This window comes from Rhizobiales bacterium NRL2, from assembly GCA_001664005.1.
Classification (GTDB): Bacteria; Pseudomonadota; Alphaproteobacteria; order Minwuiales; family Minwuiaceae; genus Minwuia.
On record CP016093.1, the window covers coordinates 3,111,219 to 3,129,809 of the forward strand.

General features: G+C 62.9%; 13 protein-coding genes. 5 read left to right on the plus strand and 8 right to left on the minus strand.

Annotation, left to right across the window (positions count from 1 at the left end):
• Positions 1-551: 551 nt before the first annotated feature.
• The 3 genes from TEF_14520 to TEF_14530 form a co-directional block, all read right to left on the minus strand.
• A complete protein-coding gene (locus TEF_14520; protein ANK81874.1) occupies positions 552-1,097 on the minus strand; it encodes a hypothetical protein in 546 nt (181 codons plus the stop codon).
• Positions 1,098-1,266: 169 nt separating this feature from the next.
• Positions 1,267-2,214, minus strand: coding sequence for a hypothetical protein (locus tag TEF_14525; protein ID ANK81875.1), 948 nt, complete (start codon positions 2,212-2,214; stop codon positions 1,267-1,269).
• A 134-nt stretch (positions 2,215-2,348) separates the two neighbouring features.
• Positions 2,349-4,526, minus strand: a complete 2,178-nt coding sequence (locus tag TEF_14530) for a hypothetical protein (protein ANK81876.1) — start codon at positions 4,524-4,526, stop codon at positions 2,349-2,351.
• A gap of 718 nt (positions 4,527-5,244) precedes the next feature.
• Between TEF_14530 and TEF_14535 the strand changes: the two genes are divergently transcribed.
• Entirely contained in the window at positions 5,245-6,384 is a 1,140-nt protein-coding gene (locus tag TEF_14535) for a hypothetical protein (protein ID ANK81877.1), read from the plus strand.
• A gap of 104 nt (positions 6,385-6,488) precedes the next feature.
• Positions 6,489-7,346 carry a hypothetical protein gene (locus TEF_14540; protein ANK83500.1) on the plus strand — a complete coding sequence of 286 codons (858 nt, stop codon included), beginning with the start codon at positions 6,489-6,491 and terminating at the stop codon, positions 7,344-7,346.
• Positions 7,347-7,349: 3 nt separating this feature from the next.
• Here the strand turns inward: TEF_14540 and TEF_14545 are convergent, their stop codons facing one another.
• On the minus strand, positions 7,350-8,999 hold the full coding sequence (locus TEF_14545; GenBank protein ID ANK81878.1) for a hypothetical protein: 1,650 nt from the start codon (positions 8,997-8,999) through the stop codon (positions 7,350-7,352).
• A 311-nt stretch (positions 9,000-9,310) separates the two neighbouring features.
• On the opposite strand from TEF_14545, the gene TEF_14550 reads away from it, so the two are divergent.
• Positions 9,311-10,696: a hypothetical protein gene (locus tag TEF_14550; GenBank protein ID ANK81879.1), complete on the plus strand. Its 1,386-nt coding sequence runs from the start codon at positions 9,311-9,313 to the stop codon at positions 10,694-10,696.
• 17 nt (positions 10,697-10,713) lie between these two features.
• Here the strand turns inward: TEF_14550 and TEF_14555 are convergent, their stop codons facing one another.
• Complete coding sequence (locus tag TEF_14555) at positions 10,714-11,478, minus strand: hypothetical protein (protein ANK81880.1); 765 nt, start codon at positions 11,476-11,478, stop codon at positions 10,714-10,716.
• 85 nt (positions 11,479-11,563) lie between these two features.
• On the minus strand, positions 11,564-13,159 hold the full coding sequence (locus tag TEF_14560; protein ID ANK81881.1) for a hypothetical protein: 1,596 nt from the start codon (positions 13,157-13,159) through the stop codon (positions 11,564-11,566).
• Between the two features lie 251 nt (positions 13,160-13,410).
• Between TEF_14560 and TEF_14565 the strand changes: the two genes are divergently transcribed.
• Positions 13,411-14,949 (plus strand): hypothetical protein, encoded by a 1,539-nt coding sequence (locus TEF_14565; GenBank protein ANK81882.1) that lies wholly within the window; start codon positions 13,411-13,413, stop codon positions 14,947-14,949.
• A gap of 37 nt (positions 14,950-14,986) precedes the next feature.
• On the plus strand, positions 14,987-16,570 hold the full coding sequence (locus TEF_14570) for a fumarate reductase (protein ID ANK83501.1): 1,584 nt from the start codon (positions 14,987-14,989) through the stop codon (positions 16,568-16,570).
• On the opposite strand, the gene TEF_14575 is transcribed toward TEF_14570, so the two are convergent.
• Positions 16,567-17,259, minus strand: coding sequence for a hypothetical protein (locus TEF_14575; GenBank protein ANK81883.1), 693 nt, complete (start codon positions 17,257-17,259; stop codon positions 16,567-16,569). The two genes, TEF_14570 and TEF_14575, sit on opposite strands and share 4 nt — an antisense overlap.
• A 95-nt stretch (positions 17,260-17,354) precedes the next feature.
• Positions 17,355-18,461 carry a hypothetical protein gene (locus TEF_14580; protein ANK81884.1) on the minus strand — a complete coding sequence of 369 codons (1,107 nt, stop codon included), beginning with the start codon at positions 18,459-18,461 and terminating at the stop codon, positions 17,355-17,357.
• Positions 18,462-18,591 lie beyond the last annotated feature (130 nt).

An 18,591-nucleotide genomic window follows, 5' to 3' on the forward strand; every position in this document is an offset into this window, starting at 1 on the left:
CCGGTCATCCGCGGAGAGGCCCCATGCGCCCCCAGCCGCTGCCGGAATCCCACCGGCTCACGCATGGCGCGGGCCGGCCGCCGACACCGGCGCTGCTCCGGGCCCGCGCCCGCGCACGGCATCATCGTTGGCGTCAGCCCGAAGCGCGGTGGACCAGGGGTTCGACGGGAATTCCCTGGGGAATTCGCTGATCCTGAAAACAGCGTTCCCTGCATTCAGTGTCGGATTCCCTGCCCGCGGATTCCGGTTCCCTGTTCCGGGACTTAAGTTCCCTGTTTCTGGTCACAGGGAAATCGCGCGAAAAGGAACCGGATTTCAGGGGGTTACGGCAACAGAAAGCGCCCCGCCAGGCCCGAAAAAGACGAAATTTCCCTGTTCTTCCCTGTAAACAGGGTAGCGATGCACGAGACCCGTTCGACCGGGACTGGCTACACGACCAACTCGTCTCCGCATTTCAGCAGCCCCGTCAGCCCCGCACCGGAACGCCGGAGTTCCGGGACTTTCGGGCGCTTTGGAGACGAATTTCCACCACGAGAGACAGTGAATCCGGCTCATTTCCCGCCCGTTTCGGCGAGCGTCTCTTTCGGGCCATTTCGGTAGCCCCACCATCGTTTGGCCGGCGGACAATTGTAGCCGGACACATGGTTCCGGAGTCGCGGACAGATGGTTTTACCGGAAGCGGTCGCCGTGTGATTGATCAAGCGAAGCCCAGCGCCTTCCGCTGCTCGGCCCAGTCGAGGGGGCAGCCCGGCCATGCGCTTCAGGCGATGCGCGCTCAACTCGGAAGGCTGTCGCCCATCGAGGATGGCCTCGGTGATGTCGGGGGCGAGATAAGCCAGCTGCAGCACGCGACCGATCTCGCTGCGGTCGATGCCTGCCTTGGCCGATAGTTCCTGGAGCGAGCCCGCCTCCCCGGTCGCCAGCATGTTGTTCCAGCGATGGGCGCGCGTGATCAGCCGCACCAGCGCTGCATCGGGCGCTCCGGCGTTGGCGTTATCGCCGGCCAGCACGATACGGCTTTCGACGCCGCGGCGGGCGACCCGAACCGGCAGTTCGATCGAGAGCTCTTCCGACCCTGGTTCGGCCTGTTCATCCATTGTCGCCCGGTCGAGTACCGATCGCGGTTCGGCACCGCCGGCCGGGGCTCTGCGCTACATCAAGGCTCCGCCCCCCGGCCTCTTGAAATCCATACTGACCCAAGGTCAGATCACACGAGGACACTACCTACGGCTGGATAAAAGTTGGGGTCACGTCAGCAATGCTGATTTATCGGTCTCTTGAGGCGACGATCAATGCGTCAAGGCTTGCTCTTGTCGCACGGTTCTTCCCGCTCAAGACGAGGTCCACGCTTTCCATGGAGGCCGACGGTCCAGCTGCTCCGTCCGCCATGATGGCATAGGCAAAGCCCTCATCGAAAGCTGGGTCAAATCGATAAAATCCGCCCAAGGGCACCATTGCAGGGTGAAGCGCATTCACTCGATATTCCCACGGCATGTAGCCCCTGACGGCTTCGCTGTCGGTGGCGTAGCAGCTTTCATCTTCAACGGGACGAGCGGCGTCCTCTTCCGTGCAGGGGCGGCTGTAATTTCCGGCCGAGATTAACTCGCGGCCCGCAGCCAAGGCCCGCCTACCCGCTTCTGCAATACGATCGGTGTCGTCCGCTTTCAGGGGTACGCCCGTGAGCGGGTGATAGGCGAAACGACAATCGACAAGGGGCAGGCCGCGGCGGAAGCAGTCTGGCAGTTCGACTGGAATCTCTTCGGTTATCGGACCGGGTTCACCGAAATAATCCGGCGACTCGACCTCCTTCAGGTCGACCATGATCACCGTCGCGAGCCGATGACCGTTCTCCGTATTGAACCGAATCCCGCTCACCAGACCCATGCACAATGTCGCCTTCGAGAAACCGCGGGAAACATATGCGTCCAGGAAGTCGTCGGAGACCGAAATCAGGTTCCCGCCATCACCATAGTAGAAGCACTTGTTCGGGAGCTCGGGTTCACCCCGGTAGGGTCCGTAATTGGCTTCCATGAGACCCAACTGCCGCTGCGACTCGACATCGCTCAGGAACACCGGGTAACGCGGGTCCGCCGGCGCCGGCTGGTCCCTCTCCACGTACTGCCAGAGTATCCCCCACAGCCAACCCTCCATCACGTCATGCTGATCGGCTCTGGTAGATTGTGCAGAAAGCAGAATGCCCACAACGGCAAGCATGAATGAGGCAAATTTTCGAAAGGCCGGCATGGGCGCTGCTCCGGAATCCGGTTCTGTTGTGTCGGACGGGTGCCGATGTTCGGGGAACTCACGGCTGTCGCCTGTCGGCGCTGGCGAGCCCTGACGGACCTGCTCTAGTTCAATTCCAACCGGTCTTCAATCTCGCCCATCAGTCCGTGTTCGATCCCGTGCTCCCGAAGAACGCTGAAATCGTCTGACACCAGCAGCGGCCAGGTACGGCCGCCGACGACCGTCCCGCGATGCTTCAGATAGATCGCCCGGGCATCCTCGGTCTTTCCCGACAACATCAGGGCATGGGCGCGATTCAGGGCGTAGGCCGCACTATCCGGCCGGAGAGACGTGGCTTCCCCGGCCGCAGCCAGGGCCCTGTCCGGCGTGCCAGCGAACAAGGCGTACCAGGCAACATTGTTGAGCGCAGCGGCCAGGTTTTCGGCCAGTTCGCCGGACTCGCGCAGGTCTTCGGCGTTCGTTTCGGCGACTTCGAGCGCTCCCCCGATGTCGCCGATGCTGAACCGCGCCAGCGACAGTTTCTGCGCCGCGCGTGACGCGGCATCGAGCTGGGTGGTACGGCCCGTAGCAGCGTTGGCTACCGAGCGCGCAACTTCGTAGGCCCTGGAAAAGCGTGCCTCGGCTTCCGTCACCGCGCCGGCGCGCCAGTAGACCTGGCCCAGCCGGTCCTCGCTGACCACCAGGTCCTCGGCCCACTCGACGCGGCCTGGATCGGATTGATAAAGCCGCCGCGCAATCTCCGCATCCGCCTGGAAGAAAACGAGCGCACCCTCCGCGTCGTTCTGGACAAGCCGGAGTTCTCCGATCTTCTGGTTGATCACCGACAGGTCACGCGACAGCCTGGTGTTCGACGGATCCTGGGCCGACAGTGTCCGGGTGATCGACAAGCTGCGCACATAGGCCTCTTCCGCAGCCTGGGCGGCCTGCCGAGCCAGGTGTGCCTGTCCGACCTTTTCCAGCACGACGGCGAGGCCGCGGCCCTCCGGTTCATACCTTTCGCGCAACGCCAGTGCCCGGCCGTAGTTTGTCAACGCCTCTTCAACGTCCTTGTCCCGCAAGGCCAGCGTGCCGATCTTTTCGAAAGCGACAGCGAGATTCAGGCCGAGCGCCGGGTCGTCGGGCCGTGCAAGAACCAGATCCTGGTTAAGGGCAAGACTTTCGGCAAAGACCGCCTCAGCCTCGGACCTGCGATCAAGCGACAGCAGGATATCCCCTAACCGGTCCAGGCTTGCAGCCCTGTCTATCCGCCATTGTTCTTCTTCGGGCTCTGCTGCCGATAGCGCCGCAAACCCTGACGCAGCATCTCTCGCAGCCGACAAGGCGGCCTCAAGGTCTCCCTGCCGCGCGAGGGTCACCGACATCTCCGTCAACGCAGCCGCCTTGCTTCGCAGCAGGTCAGGCCGGTTTTCGCCTTCCAGCGCCAGTTGATCGACGAGTCCGCGCGAGCGTTCCAGGATGTCCCTGACCAGCTCCTGGGGAATGCCTTCCCGGTCCCGGAATCTCTGCGCGAGATCGAAGACGAGGTCGTTGGCGGTCTGACTTCCGCGATCCAGAATTGTCTCTGCCCGGTCGCGTTGCTCGGCGGCCACCTGGCGGTTGAACTCCGCGAAAATGCCGAGGCCGATGGAAAATGCGGCAACCGAAAATGCACCGACAAGCCAGTTTCGCTGCCGCCTGTTCGCCGCGGCGCGGCTGACAGCGATCCACTCGCGGTGCAGGGCAGTCGGCGTTGGCGCGGTATCGGGTTGAACGGAAAGCCATGTCTCGGCCTCGCTGAGTTCATCTCCCCGCAGGATGCGGGTCCTCGACGATTTCCCTGCACGGTCCCATTCATGGGCGCGCTCACCGAACTTCGTATGGTTCCGAACCCAGTCGATGTCGGTTGTGCAGGCATCGCGAACCAGCAGAATTGCCGCATCAAGATCTCTGTCGGGCGTGGCAAAGATGTAGTTCAGCTTCTCGATTTCTGGCGGTACGAGCGAATTCTCGACATCGTCGATAACCAGGGGAATGATTCTTTTGTTCAGCCCGACCGCGGTTTCGATTTCCCAGGAACATACTTCTGAACGAACCGAGTTGGGTGACATCACAAAGACGATGCCGTCGGCTTGGGTGATCAGTCCCTTGAGACGCCCGCGCCAGTCCTCGGCCGGCAGGATTTCCTCCGTGTCGCGGTAGACCGTCAGGCCGACCGCTTCCAGGGCTTCATAGATCCCTTCTGCTCGCGTCTTGTCTCGACGGGCATAGGAGAAGAAAATTCTGGCGTCGCTCAACTTGTTCATTTCAAGAGAGGTTTAATGCCTGATTGGGCCTTGTCAGAGCAAATTCGGAGCGCATCCGGTTCGCGCCCGTTAGGCTGGCCGAATGCGCAATCCATTCCGCTATGAAAGCGGCATTGTCAGACCAATCCGGAACCGGCGTGTCAACGGCCGGTTTCCTTGACCTCAGGCTGCCAGCTGACGCCGCGCAGGTGGTCATCGAACAATGGCGCCGTCGCTACAACACGATCCGACCGCACAGCCGTCTCGGCTACCGACCACCGGCCCCGGAGGTCCTCATTCCGCCAGGCCGGCCGTCAGGCTCCGCTCCGCTTCTCCAGCCGGCCGGCCTGGCGGCAAAGCCGCCCATGCATAGACATCCCACCCGGACCAATCGCTGGGGGCTGGTCACGGGTATCTAGCTCCCAGGCTCAGTGCCATTTCTAATAAGAATCGCCCGCTCCTACCCAACCCCGAACTGCCCATACTGGCCCAACATACCATAATGGACGTCAGGCAATCAGATGCGTGCCCAGATTCGCCCGTCGTCGAACACCTGGCTCCGGGGAACGCAGCGCAGGGCCAAAATCATTCCGATATCGCACTAAATTCAAACAAATTGATACCATAACTTTCGATATTGTTATAATCTATGCTGCAACCCATCGGCCAGTGCCGCCCACGCAGTTGAGTTCTCTCCCGGGGGTTTTCGGGTGATCGCACCAATCGAGTGAGAAGGACCTTGAGCCTCAGGATCGGCCTATTTTATCCGAACTTCTACGCTGATCATGCGCTCTCCGGCGCGGTGGCGCGCGCCAACATGAAGCTGGAGGACTTCTCCACACACCAGGCCGTCGCACAGGCGTGCGAGGAAGCCCAGCTCGATTACGTCTTCATGGCGGACGGCTATGCTCCGTACGGGAAGAAGTCTCACGCAGCATGGATACGCGATCCGCTGCTGATGGCGCCTCTGCTGGCAATGACGGTACTTGGCGCGACGCGCCGGCTGCGCTGCATCACGACGCTCCACACGTCGTGGCATCATCCCCTGACGATCGCGCGGATGGGGGCAACTCTGGATGCGATGAGCGCTGGACGGTGGGGGGTCAATATCGTCACGGGCGCCGGCTCCTTCGGACCGCCGCTGGACCCCGACTTCATCGGACGCTTCGACCACGATGCGCGCTACGAGCGAGCGGCCGAGGCGATGGAAATCATGACTCAAGCCTGGTCCGGCGAACCAGTGGATTTCTCCGGCGAGTATTTCGAAGTTCGCGGCCAGGTGGTTCATCCCGTCCCGGTGCAACAGCCGCGCCCCTTGGTGGTCAGCGCTGGGGCCTCCGACGCTGGCCGCGCATTCGCCGGGCGCTACGCCGATTATACCTTCCTGCCCGGGCGGACCCAGAAGGACGAGCTGATGCGGCGCGTCGCCGACATGCGGCGAGTAGCAGCCGATAACGGTCGCGGCGACGAGGCCGTTCGCGTCCAGATTCATGCCAGTATTTGTGTACGCGAGACCGAGGAGGAGGCTAAGGAATACTCCGACTGGGTGGCGGGTTCGGTCGACCTCGATCTCGTGGTCGAATATCTCAACGCCGTACGATCCCAAATCAGCACATACGACGACATCTACGCCCAGATGGGCGACCTGCAGATGCGGGAGATCGGTTCGGTCAGCGGCGCGCGCCGGATTCACGGCTCCGCCGACGCGGTGGCCGACGAGATCGAGATGCTTTACCGGGACTACGGCGCCAGCGGCCTTGTCATCACCCTGCCCATCTGGTCGCCTGACGAGATCCGTCTGCTGGGCAGCCTGTTGATGCCGCGCCTCGCCGAACGCGGCATATGGGAACCGCCCGAGATCCGGGGGTATGGCTGGTGAGTGGTGGCCGACCTTGCGCGAACAATTGATACAATGATTTAATGCCATGGTGACATTGTCACCGGATCAGACGCTTGGGGAGACGACCGATGAACCAGCATGCGATGGAAGCGAAACGCGGCAAACCCGCTGAAGGCGACATCGAAATTCGCAGGCTTGCGCCGGCGCTCGGAGCCGAGATCCATGGTATCGACCTCGGCGCCGGCGTCGATGACGCCACCTTTGCCGTCATCCACGCAGCGCTGATGGAGCATCAGGTCGTCTTCTTCCGTGATCAGGACCTCTCGGTCGAACGACAGCTCGAACTATCCCGGCGGTTCGGCAACCCCACCTATTCGAAGAAGCTTCCGAAGTACGACGGTTACGATCATGTCTCGCTGATCCAGAGCGACGGCAGCAAGGTCAACGTCGGCGGCCGCTGGCATACCGACAACACCGATTTCGAACAGCCGCCGATGGGCGCCGTGCTCTATGCGGAGCAGACGCCAGAGATTGGCGGCGACACGCTGTTCGCCAGCATGTACGCGGCCTACGAGACACTGTCGCCGGGCCTGCGGCAGCATCTCGACGGGCTTGTCGCACAGCACGACAACAGCCTGACTGTTCTGAGGTTCGCGGGGACAGGCAACGTTAGCGCCGGCGGACTCGAGGTGGGGGCCCCGGTAGAGCATCCAGTCGTCCGCCTCCACCCGGTCACAGGACGGCGCGCGCTCTTTGTCAACTCCAGCTATACTCGCCGGATTGTCGGCGTGCCAGACGTGGAAAGCCGGCATCTCCTCGCCATGCTGATGGAGCATGTCATGAATCCGGAACTGCAGGTCCGATTCCGCTGGAAGGCGGGCAGCGTGGCGATCTGGGACAACCGTTGCACGCAGCATTTCGCGCCGAACGACTACACGGAAACCAGGCGCATGCGCCGCGTCCAGATCGACGGCGACATCCCGCGCGGGGTCTCCGGCTGATCCTCAATTGGCGGTACCGTCGCGCACGGGCACCTTTTCGGCCCGTTCTTTCAGAGCTTCAATCGCCATGTCGCGCAGCTTGAACTTGCGCACCTTGCTTGTCCCCGCAGTCAGTGGGAAATCCTCGACCTCGAAGACATGAGCCGGCAACTTGTAGGATGCCAGCCGGGGCTTGAGGAAGCTGCGGAGGGCCGAAGCATCGACCCGGCGGCCTTCCCTGGGGATGATGAAGGCGACCCCTATCTCGCCCGCCAGGCGGTCAGGCAGACCGACGACGGCCGCTTCGGCGACATCGGGATGATCGGCAATTGCCTTTTCAACCTCCGGCGTCGAGACATTGAAACCCTTGTGCTTGTAGCCGTCCTTGATGCGTCGCAGGAAGACCATGTAGCCCGTCGGCGTCATGTAGCCCAGATCGCCCGTTCGGAAGAACCCATCATCGGTGAAGACGGCGGCAGTCTCCTCCGGCTTGTTGTAATAGCCGATCATGATGCTGTAACCGCGGACGCAGATCTCGCCTTCCTCCCCTGCAGCGAGTTCAGCACCTGTGTCGATGTCTCGGATGGAGACCTCGATATCAGGCAGGGGCTTTCCGTGCGTCGTCTGGCGCACCTCGGGCGCGTCGGTGGAGTAGCAGCGCGTGACCGCCGAGGACGTCTCCGTCATGCCGTAGCTGGTGAAGTAGCCGGGCATATCGAGATCTTCGGCGACCCGCCGCATGACCTCGGTGTCGGTGCCGACAACTATTCCCGTTCGCAGGGAGCGTATCCGATCGGGCCGATAGTCCGGGTGCCCCAGCACCTGTTCGATCATGATGGGAAACAGATACGCCATCGTGCATCTTTCGCGCTCGATGATCTCGATAGCGCGGCCGGCATCGAAACGGCGCTCCAGCACCACGCAGGAGCCTCGGCTCCAGCACGTCAGAACACCGTTGATGTTGGCGAGAATGCCAAATAACGGCACCGAGAGGTACAATCTGTCATCCGCCGTCTGCTCGAAACGTTCGCCATGGTCCCAGGCCTTGCGGAAGCCGGCATGATTGAGCATCGCGCCTTTCGGAAGCGCCGTCGTACCGGAGCTGTAGGCAATCATCCCCGGCGCATCTGGATCGGTCACCAGGGGCGGAACAGCAAGTTCGGGGGCAACCGAGTCGGTCCACCGTTCGATGCCCGCCGCATCTCCCTTGACCGGATCCAGCGCGACAACGTGACGAAGCTTGGGAAGCCGTTCGCCGCCGTTTACTCCTAGCGGTCCGTCACAGAGTTCGGGACAGAGCCGTATTAGGTCTCCGACGAAATCATGGAACGCACCATCGCCCGGGACGATTGCCGCCACGCTCTCCGACTGGTCGATCTGGTAGGCCGCCTCGTCGAGGGCGAGGCGCGTGTTCAGCACAACCGGCACGATGCCGATCTGTGCGGCGCCCAGCCAGTACCAGATGAACTCGGGGCGGTTGGGCATCCAGATCGCCACCTTGTCGCCGCGGACCAGACCGAGTCGTCCCAGCCTTGCCGAAGCCCGGTCGATCTCGGCACGAACCTCGGTGAAACTCATGCGACGGTCCTCGAATACAAGCGCCTCGCGGTCACCAAATTGTTCGGCCATATAGTCGAGCGCCGGCCCGTAGCTCATGCCCTTGTAGGGGTTCATCGCCTTTCTCCTTCCGGCAACCGGGCGTAGATTGTTCCTATTCAAGGGTGCCCAAATCCATTGCATTGACCGCAAAGATGCTTCAGAAACACCCTATCCTCATGATTCGGCTGCAATCCGTCACCTATCCAACTTGTCAGCGTAGACCCATGCGGCGCCCGTACCAGAGATATTCGGCGGTCATTGGCAAGCTGCCCTGAAATGTCAGTTCGGATAGATGAGACCATAGCGGCCAGACAATGCTACTATGATCAGAGGCAATTTTGGGGTCAATAAGAGGATGCCAATAGGTACAATGCTAGGATTCCTGAATGTGGATGCCTGACATATCCCAGGAGAAGGGGCCAACATATCTGGCGGTGGCTAACGCCTATGCGGAAGCCATCGAGCGCGGAGACCTGCCCGCAGGGACGAGGTTGCCGCCGCAACGCGATCTCGCCAAGGAACTCGGCGTGACCGTCGGCACGATCAGCCGAGCCTATGCGCTGATGAGTAAACGGGAACTGGTCAGCGGTGAGGTCGGACGGGGTACATTTGTCCGCGGCACGCGCCAGGACGCGCCATACACCGATTTCTCCAGCGAGCGAACGGTAAGCAGAGCTATCGATCTCGCATGTTTCCGTGCGCCGGTTAGCAGCATCAACGCCATCATCGCCGAAGCTGCGGTTCAGGCCGCGAACCGGAGCGGCCCGCATCCGATGCACAAGTATCCGCCAGCCGCCGGGCTGATTTCGCATCGCAATGACGGCGCCGAATGGCTGAGCCGATACGGGCTAAAGGTCGGCGGCGATCAGGTACTGATATGCGGCGGTGCCCAGTTGGCGTTGAACGTTGCGCTCAACACCTTCATCCGGCGCGGCGAACGCGTCCTTGGGGAAGCGATCAGCTACGCCGGGTTGCGGGCGATCTGCGCAATCCACGAAATTGAGCTGCAAGGCCTGGAGATCGACGAGAACGGGCTCGTTCCGGCTGCGCTCGATCAAGCGTGTAGAGCGGGGCTCGGCAGCACGGTGGTCGTTCAGCCCACACTCCATAATCCGACCACGGCGCTCATGCCTCTGGAGCGGCGGCGCGAAATCGCCGAACTGGCGAAGAAGTACGACTTGCTGCTCATCGAAGATGACACCGCCGGCGGCATGCTGATGGACCGGCCGCCGCCGATCGCCACCCTTGCGCCGGATCACACCATCTACATCAACAGCGTTTCCAAATGCATGAGCCCCGCGCTGCGGCTCGGCTACATGGCGGCACCGCGCCAGTTGGTGGATCGGTTGGAGCGCGTACTCCACACGCTGTCACTCGGAGCGCCGCCCCTGGTCTCGGACGTGATGTCCGTCCTGCTTTCGTCGGGCTCGGCCGACAGAATCATCGACATGAACTTCAAGGAGACCCTGCAACGGCAGTCGATCGTCGCGGAAATACTGGGCCACAACGACATCCGCAGCCGTCCGGGAGCGTTCTTCGCTTGGCTGCAATTGCCTAGCTACTGGCAGGCCCACGAATTCGTGGCAAGCGCACTGCGCGAGGGGGTCAATGTCACCGACGGCGACAATTTTCTGGTCGACCGCGGAATTCCGTTGAATGCCGTACGAATCTCTATCGACGGCGCGCCGGGCCAAGATACGCTGCGGCACGGTCTCGAGATCCTTTCGCGGCTCTTGCACCAGGAACCAAAGGCCTGGATGGCGGTTGTCTGATTGGTCCATGGCGCGCTTCAATGCACGCCGAGGCTGCCCACAAAGAGATCGTTGACCCGGTCGGCGGCGTCATAAGCCACCCAGTGGCCCGCGCCTTTGACGATCGTCGTTCGCATGGCCGGGAACTCCCGGTTGAGGCGGCCCAGGCAGGCGGCGACGTTAGGCTGCAGATAGCGGTCGCGGTCGCCAGCGATCACGTGGGCCCTGGACGCGATATCCGGCATGACGTCCAGGGTCGCCGACGAGTCGGAAATCGGCATGCCGATCAGCCGCCGGCGGCGGGACGTCAGACGGAACTGGATATCGACGGCCAATTCATCGACCTGTGAGGGAACGCCGATCATGCTGACCCCGAGGTTGTGGCGAACGACTGCGCGCTGTTCAGCAACGGAGGCCCTGTAGGGGCGGCGCAGCATCCCTTCGCTATTGTCGGCCCAGCCTGCTCCCAGGCCCGCTGGTCCCAGCAGGAATACCTGTCGGACATATGTCCCCAGCGCCGCCGCGGCATGCGCCGTGATTACCGAACCGAGCGAGAATCCGCCGAGAACAAGGTCGCCTTCAGGCGCCAGTTTTCTGATGCCGGACACGACAATCTCCGCCAGGCGCGGGGCGTCTACCGGCGGCGAGAGGGGATCGGAATCGCCCAGTCCGGGAAGGTCTCCAGCGATGACCTTGCCATGTTTCGAAAGAGGCCCGATGTTGCGGATCCAGTGTTCCCAAGATCCATGGCCGCCATGCAGCAGCACGATCGGTCGACCCTTTCCCCATATCCGCCAGACCATTTCGCCGTCGCCGCAGGATGTTCCGACACGCTCGGCTTCCGAACCGAGACGAGCAGGAAGTTCCTGACCGGTCGTCAAGGGCAACTCAGAGACGGCCGTCGACAGCCGGCCCCGATCCCTCGACAAGTTCCACCTCCCATTTTAGGTAACGGAGCATGCCTTCCTTGCCCTGCTTGTAGGGCGGCAACACGTAGTCGTCGCCGCCATAGGTTTCGCCCGGCTCGCCTTTTTCGATCGCGCCTCCGGCCTTCTCCCAGGCGCGCGTTCCACCGCGCAGCACGGCGACGTCGCGATAGCCCTCGGCCGCGAGTGTGGCCGCCGCATAGGCGGCCTGGCCTTCATCGCGCGCCGTCACCAGCAGCGACCGGTCGGGCGCGGCGATCTCGCCGACCTTCAGTTCCAGCCAACCCCGTGGCAACCAGCGCGCGCCGGGAAGATGCCCGCCGGCGTACTGACGGCTCGGCCCGACATCGATGACCACGGGAGCCGCCTCACCCTTGAGCGCAGTCCGGGCATCGACGGGATCGACGAACCGCGCGGCCTGCCGGGCCTCCACCAGGCCCAGCGGTTCCGGTCTCGGTCGGCCGGTCTCGAGCGCCCGCCCTTCCCCGCGCCATGCGGGTACACCACCGGCAAGCCGGGCCACGTTGAGATAGCCCATCCGCCGCAGCCAGTAGCCCGTCATGGCTGCCCGTGCATCTCCGTCATCCACCAGCAGGATCTCACCCGACGGGACCGCGAAGAAGTCGTCCGCGCGCTGGATGGCCTGGCCGCCGGGTAGCGCCGAAGTGCCCGGGATATGCCCCTCCATGTAGGTAGCCAGGCTGCGGACATCGAAGGCGTACACGTTGGACGTCCCCCGCTTTCGCAATCGGCTGGCCAGGTCATCGGTCGACAAGACTTCGACACCCGCCTCGCCGGCCAGGCGCTCGGCCGCGTCGCGGGCATGGTGCAGCGACTCCTCGCTCGGTTCTTCCAGGCTGCGATGTCTGTCGCTCTCCAGCGACAGGTCTTCCAGCAGCCAGCCGGACGTGCCGTTCTCCATCGCATAGACATTCTCGACGCCGAGCAGGTGGAGCGTACGCGCTGCGATGATGCTTCGCGTGCGCCCGGCACAATTGACGACGACGGTCTCGTGTTTTCGGCCGAGGTCGAAGGCATTGAGGATCAGATCGAAGGAGGGCGCCTCGACGCCACTCGGAATATGGCCTTCCCGGTACTCCTCCGGCGTTCGCACGTCGCAGATGATCAGGTCCTCGCCGTCCTCCATGCGCCGCCGGATATCGGCGGCGGTCAGGGCCGGCGGATGCTCCTGCGTGTGAACCCGTTCGCCGAACGCCTTCGACGGCACGTTCGAGCCGGAAATGACGGGCTGTCCCGCAGCACGCCAAACGGGCAATCCACCCGTCAGAAAGCCGGCCCGGGCATAGCCCAGCCGCGACAGCGTCTCGGCGGCGAGACGGGCACGTCCGTCGCCGTCATCGTAGACGATGATCGTCGTATCGCGGGCCGGGACCAGATCACCGATCCGGTACTCCAACTGCCGACGGGGTAGCGAGGTGGCTCCGAAGATGTGGCATGCGTCGGATTCGCCGCGCTCCCGCACGTCGAGCAGGGCCCAGTCACGAGTCGCCTCCGCGTTTCTCAACTCCGCCAGTTGCTCCACCGAATACTCGATCATCGTCGTTTCCTCCCCGATAACCACAGTCTTGCGCCTGGCAGCATGCAACACGGCTACCCCGGCCAGTCCCTGCAGGATAAATGTCGTAGGTACAATTTGTATCATTATTGCTTGCATCATTGTGCACAATCAAGCCAGACTTGGCGTAACAACAAGTGAGACCGTCCCCGAGTTGCAGGGCCCTTCCCCGGATAGCCAAGCTGACCGGAATCTTGCGTGCGGACGGATCGTAAGGAGTAAACGGGAACCCGATGGACAAATCGTTGCTGGATGAACTGGAAGCCCGCCGGCGTGAGGGTAAGGCCATGGGCGGGCCCGAGAAGCTCAAAGCACATGAGGCCGCCGGAAAATTGAATGCTCGCGAGCGGCTCGACATCCTGCTCGATCCGGGAACGTTCGTGGAAATTGGCGTCCTCAACCGCAGCCAGACTCCGGAGCTCCACTCGCGCACGCCGGCCGACGGCCTCGTCGCGGGATACGGCAAAATCGATGGCCGAACAGTCTACGTCACTTCAGAGGACAAGACGATCCAGGCGGGAACCCGCGGCCGGGTCGCGGAAAAGAAGAGCAAGCGCATCCGCGAACTCGCGGTCAAACACGGCGCGCCGTACATCACGCTGATGGAGGCTGGCGCCGGGCGTTTCCAGGAAATGAGCGGCGCCCTGGCTGCCGATGTCGGTTACCGGTTCCTCGAGCACTACAACATGTCCGGCCGGGTGCCACAGTGCGCCGTGTTCATGGGCGCATGCTTCGGCGGTCCCTCATTCACGGCAATGCAGTCGGATTTCGTCAGTATTGTCCGCGGAATGGGACATATCGGCATGTCAGGACCACCGCTGGTCCGCGTCGGTCTGGGCCGCGAAGTCACCATGGAAGAACTGGGCGGAGCGACAAAGAGCGCCTCCGAAACTGGCCAGGCCGATCATCTGGCCGAAGACGAAAGAGAAGCACTTCAGTCCATAAGGGATTTCCTGTCCTTCTTCCCGTCCAATTCCGGGGAACTGCCACCGCCCGCTGAACCGGAACCGGCGCCCATTGATTCCGAACAGGGCCGGACCCGTATCACGGAGTTGGTCAGCGAAGACGGCCGCAAGGCCTATGACGGTCGCGAGTTGGTTCGGCTCGTCACCGATGGAGGCCGCATCTTTCCCTATCGGGCCGATTACGGCCGCAGTCTCGTCACAGCCTGGGGCCGCGTGAATGGCGAGTCGGTTGGGTTCGTCGCCAACAATCCGATATTCCTGGCCGGCACGATCGACGACAAGGCCGCGATAAAGGTCAGAAAGTTCGTGGATCTCTGCGACGCCTTCCATATCCCCATGGTTTTCTTCATCGATTGCCCAGGATTCATGGTGGGCCCCGAGATCGAAAGCAAACGCATGGTCAGCCATGCCTCGCGTCTTCTGAACTCCATGATCGGCGCGACGGTCCCCCGGGCGACAATCGTGGTCCGCAAAGGCATTGGCCTCGCCTATCTGGCCTTGGGTGGACGGCCCGTAAACCCGGATGTCATCGTCGGCTGGCCGACAGCACATTTTGATCCGATGGGGCCTCTGGCTGGCGTTGAACTGGTTCATGCCCGTGCCATCGCCCAGGCCGAGGACCCCGACGCCCATCGTTCCGAGCTGATCGAAAAGGCAAAGAAAGACGCTCTCGGTTACCGGGCCGCGGAAATGCATCTGATCGACGACATCATTCACCCCGCTGAGACCAGGGACGTGATCGCGGGAATGATCGAACGGGCGAAGGCCGACCGCCGGACCGGCTTCAAGCACCGCATCGATCCCTGAACGCTCCGGGGGAACCACGAGATCGGCACGAATGATCATGGAAGTCGACCAAGACGATAGCGCCTGGACACGAACGGTCGATGTCGCGGTCGTTGGCTTTGGCGCCGCTGGCGCCATTGCGGCGATTGAAGCTGCAGATGCTGGCGCCACCGTCGAGGTTCTCGAGAAGATGCCGTTCCCGGGCGGACTCTCGGCGGTTTCGGCCGGAGGACTTCGATATACGACCGACGCGGATGCCGCGTTCACCTATCTGCAATCGACCTGTGGCGGGAAAACGCCAGACGACGTTCTTCGCGTTCTGGCCGATGGCATGCTCGGGCTGCCAGACTATCTGGACGGACTTGCGGCAGCCTGCGGCGCGACGGTGAAACGGATCTCCGCGGTCGGTAACTACCCCTTTCCCGGCTACGAAACCCTCGGATTCTGTCAGGTTGACGAAGTGCCGTCACTTACCGGGGCGACGGCGTGGCACGCCGTCGAGGGCCCCCGTGACGGCGCAAAGCTGCTGGCCATTCTGGAAACGAACATGGCCTCGCGCCGCATCGCCACCCGCTTCGGCACGGCCGCGCGGCGGCTGATCCGCGACGGTTCGGGCCGCGTCCTCGGCCTGGTTGCCGAAAGAGGTGGCGAGACAGTGCGCATTCGCGCCCGCGGAGGCGTCGTCCTTGCCTGCGGCGGCTTCGAGAACAACCCGGCGATGCAGGCCCAGTATTTCGAGACGGGTCCGGTCGTGCCCGGCTCGTTTCTGGGCAACACGGGCGACGGCATCCTGATGGCGCAGGAGGTCGGCGCCGACCTCTGGCACATGTGGCATTATCACGGTCCCTACGGCATGCGGCATCCGGACCCTGAATACCGCCTGGGCTTCTTCATGAAGGCACTGCCGATGTGGACGCCGGGCCGAGACGACGCGGTCTCGAACCTGGGCGTCACCGACGCGGAAGGCCAACCCTCCCAACAACGGGCAGTGGTCGAGATTCCTTGGATACTCGTCGATCAGGACGGCCGACGATTCATGGACGAGTATCCGCCTTACATGAGCGACACAGGCGTCCGGCCATTCGATACCTTCGACCCAGTGAAGCAGCGCTACCCCAGACTGCCGGCTTTTGCATTGCTCGACGAACCGGGCCGGAAGCGCATCCCCATCGGCCGCGCGGTGGCCAACGACCTCGACCACCGCTATCGCTGGAGCGGTGACAACAGCGCCGAAATAGAGCTCGGTATCTTGAAACAGGCGTCGACGATCGCCGCCCTGGCCGAACGGATCGGTGTCCCGGCGGCGGCGCTCGAAAGGACGGTGGCGGCCTGGAACGACGCTTGCGCTCGGGGCGAAGATGACGCCTTTGGTCGCCGCGACGATACAATGGTACCGATCGTCACGCCGCCGTTTCTCGCCGCCGAGGTCTGGCCAATGGTGATCAACACCCAGGGCGGGCCCGTCCACGACAGCCGCCAGCGCGTGCTGAATCCGTTCGGCGAACCGATCCTGGGGCTTTATGCAGCGGGCGAACTCGGCAGCGTTTTTGGCCATATCTACCTGGCCGGGGGCAACCTGGCCGAATGCGTGGTTGGCGGCCGTATTGCCGGGCGCGAGGCCGCCCGCCTCGCAGACCACTAACCGCCATCCACCTCGATCACTCCGCCATTGACGAAACCCGCCGCGTCAGAGACCGCAAAAAGAACAGCAGCCGAGACCTCCGCCGCCGTGCCAAGCCGCCCGAGAGCGTTGGAGCTACGGATTCTCTCTGCCGCCGCGGCGTCGTCGCCGTCCGACGAAGCGGCCTGGACCGCCGCCAGCCGAGGCGACTGGATGACGCCGGGCGAAACCGCGAGCACCCTGATCCCCTCTCGGCCATAGACGCCTGCCAGACCGCGGACAAGGAGATTGACCGCAGCATTGACGCTGGAGCCCGGCAGGTGAACGTCACGGGGTATACGGCCGCCCTTTCCGGTGACGCAAACGATGCGTCCGCCGCCACGCGACCGCATGAGCGGCACCGCGGCACGAATCGCGCGGACATATCCCAGATACTTGGTCTGCAGGACCTCTTCCCAGTCGTCATCGGAAAGCAACAGGAAATCGCCAAAGGTCGGCACGGTCGTGGTGTTCACCAGGATGTCGAGTCCGCCGGCCGCGTCACCGATATAAGACGCGGCCCGGTCGACGCTTTTCCGGTCGGTGACATCGACGGCGAGGCCATGCACGCCACCTGGACCGTCGATGCCTTCGAGAGTACTGGCGATTTTCGCCTCGCTTCGCCCCGAACAAAAAACCGTCGCGCCGGCCGCGGCCAGATCGAGCGCCATCCGCGCGCCAAGCGTCCCGGTGGCGCCAACAACCCAGGCTATTTTGCCTTCCAGTCCGCGTTCCAGGGGGAGCCCTCCAGTGCGATCCGCCACGGCTACCTCTGCATTGTCGAGTCGAACTCTTCGCCGAGTTCGGCCTGACCGATAATCTGCGCCGTCCGGTCATGGCCGGCGTGCTGGATATGCGTCTGCACGTTGGCGATCGCCCGACCCAAAGGGAATTCCTCGAACAGGGCGGTCGAGCCTGAGGCCATCGTTACCTTCTCGCAGACGTCGAGCGCCACGCGCGCGGTCGTGAACTTTGCCGCCATCGCGAGCAGTTCCGCCTCGACCACGGACTTCGTCTTCCAGGCGCGGATCGCGTCATGGAACAGCGACTCGGCGTTCTGCAGGGCGATCTTCATTTCGCCGGCGCGCAGCAGGACGATGGGGTCCTTGCCCTTGCCCTTCTTGGTGATGTAGCCGCGGAACCACTCGTAGACGCCTTCGGCCACGCCCAGATAGTTGGCTGAAAAGCCGAGATGGAACTTGCCCTGCCAACGCTGGCGCGGGTAGTCGCCGGCGCTGCCGAGAACGTTTTCCTTCGGCACCTTGACGTCCTTCAGCGTCACCAGCGAACTCACAGCGGCACGCATGCCCATCGGGCGGTACCAGTCATCGTCGATTTCGACGCCGTCCTGGCCGGGCTCAATCAGGGTCATGAGGTGATTGTCCGCCCAGTGCTCGATCCCGTCGATCGAGGTGAAGACGATCGCCACCACCATCATCGGCGCATTGGTCGCGTAGTTCTTGACGCCGTCGACCACATAGCCGCCACCGTCCAGCGGTCGGGCCTTTGTCGTCATGATGTACATGTGGCGGCGATTTGGCTCGCTGCCAATGCCGGTAACGAGCACCGGACGTTCGGTCTGCGGCTTGATGTAGCGCTCGTGCTGGTCCGGCGTGCCGATCTGTTCCAGCATCCAGTTGTTGTGATTGTTGACCTGCAGGCAGTGGGCAGTGGAGCCGCAGCCCCTCGCAGTCACCCGGATAGCCTGGAGATAGGTCGCCGGATCGTCGGTATCGAGATTACTCCCCTTGCCACCAAGTTCCTTCGATACGGTAGACAGCAGATATCCGCGTTCAAAGAGATCGCGGATGTTCTCCTCGGGCATCCTGCATTCGGGCTCATAGCGGATACCGCGCTCCCGGAACGTCGACATGGCTAGCTCCGACAATTCCCGAATGCCGGGAGCGTTGAGCGCATCAACCGGATCGATGAACGCACCGGCGACTTTTTCGCCGGGTTTCGAGTATGTCATTTCTTCTCCTCCCAAGATGAGCTCCGCCGCC

Coding starts and splice junctions, on each gene's coding strand:
- TEF_14565 (ANK81882.1), top strand. CDS start 13,411: ATGGACAAATCGTTGCTGGATGAACTGGAAGCCCGCCGGCGTGAGGGT.
- TEF_14520 (ANK81874.1), bottom strand. CDS start 1,097: ATGGATGAACAGGCCGAACCAGGGTCGGAAGAGCTCTCGATCGAACTG.
- TEF_14555 (ANK81880.1), bottom strand. CDS start 11,478: ATGGTCTGGCGGATATGGGGAAAGGGTCGACCGATCGTGCTGCTGCAT.
- TEF_14545 (ANK81878.1), bottom strand. CDS start 8,999: ATGAACCCCTACAAGGGCATGAGCTACGGGCCGGCGCTCGACTATATG.
- TEF_14525 (ANK81875.1), bottom strand. CDS start 2,214: ATGCTTGCCGTTGTGGGCATTCTGCTTTCTGCACAATCTACCAGAGCC.
- TEF_14550 (ANK81879.1), top strand. CDS start 9,311: ATGTGGATGCCTGACATATCCCAGGAGAAGGGGCCAACATATCTGGCG.
- TEF_14570 (ANK83501.1), top strand. CDS start 14,987: ATGGAAGTCGACCAAGACGATAGCGCCTGGACACGAACGGTCGATGTC.
- TEF_14580 (ANK81884.1), bottom strand. CDS start 18,461: ATGTCGACGTTCCGGGAGCGCGGTATCCGCTATGAGCCCGAATGCAGG.
- TEF_14540 (ANK83500.1), top strand. CDS start 6,489: ATGGAAGCGAAACGCGGCAAACCCGCTGAAGGCGACATCGAAATTCGC.
- TEF_14575 (ANK81883.1), bottom strand. CDS start 17,259: ATGGCGCTCGATCTGGCCGCGGCCGGCGCGACGGTTTTTTGTTCGGGG.
- TEF_14530 (ANK81876.1), bottom strand. CDS start 4,526: ATGAACAAGTTGAGCGACGCCAGAATTTTCTTCTCCTATGCCCGTCGA.
- TEF_14560 (ANK81881.1), bottom strand. CDS start 13,159: ATGATCGAGTATTCGGTGGAGCAACTGGCGGAGTTGAGAAACGCGGAG.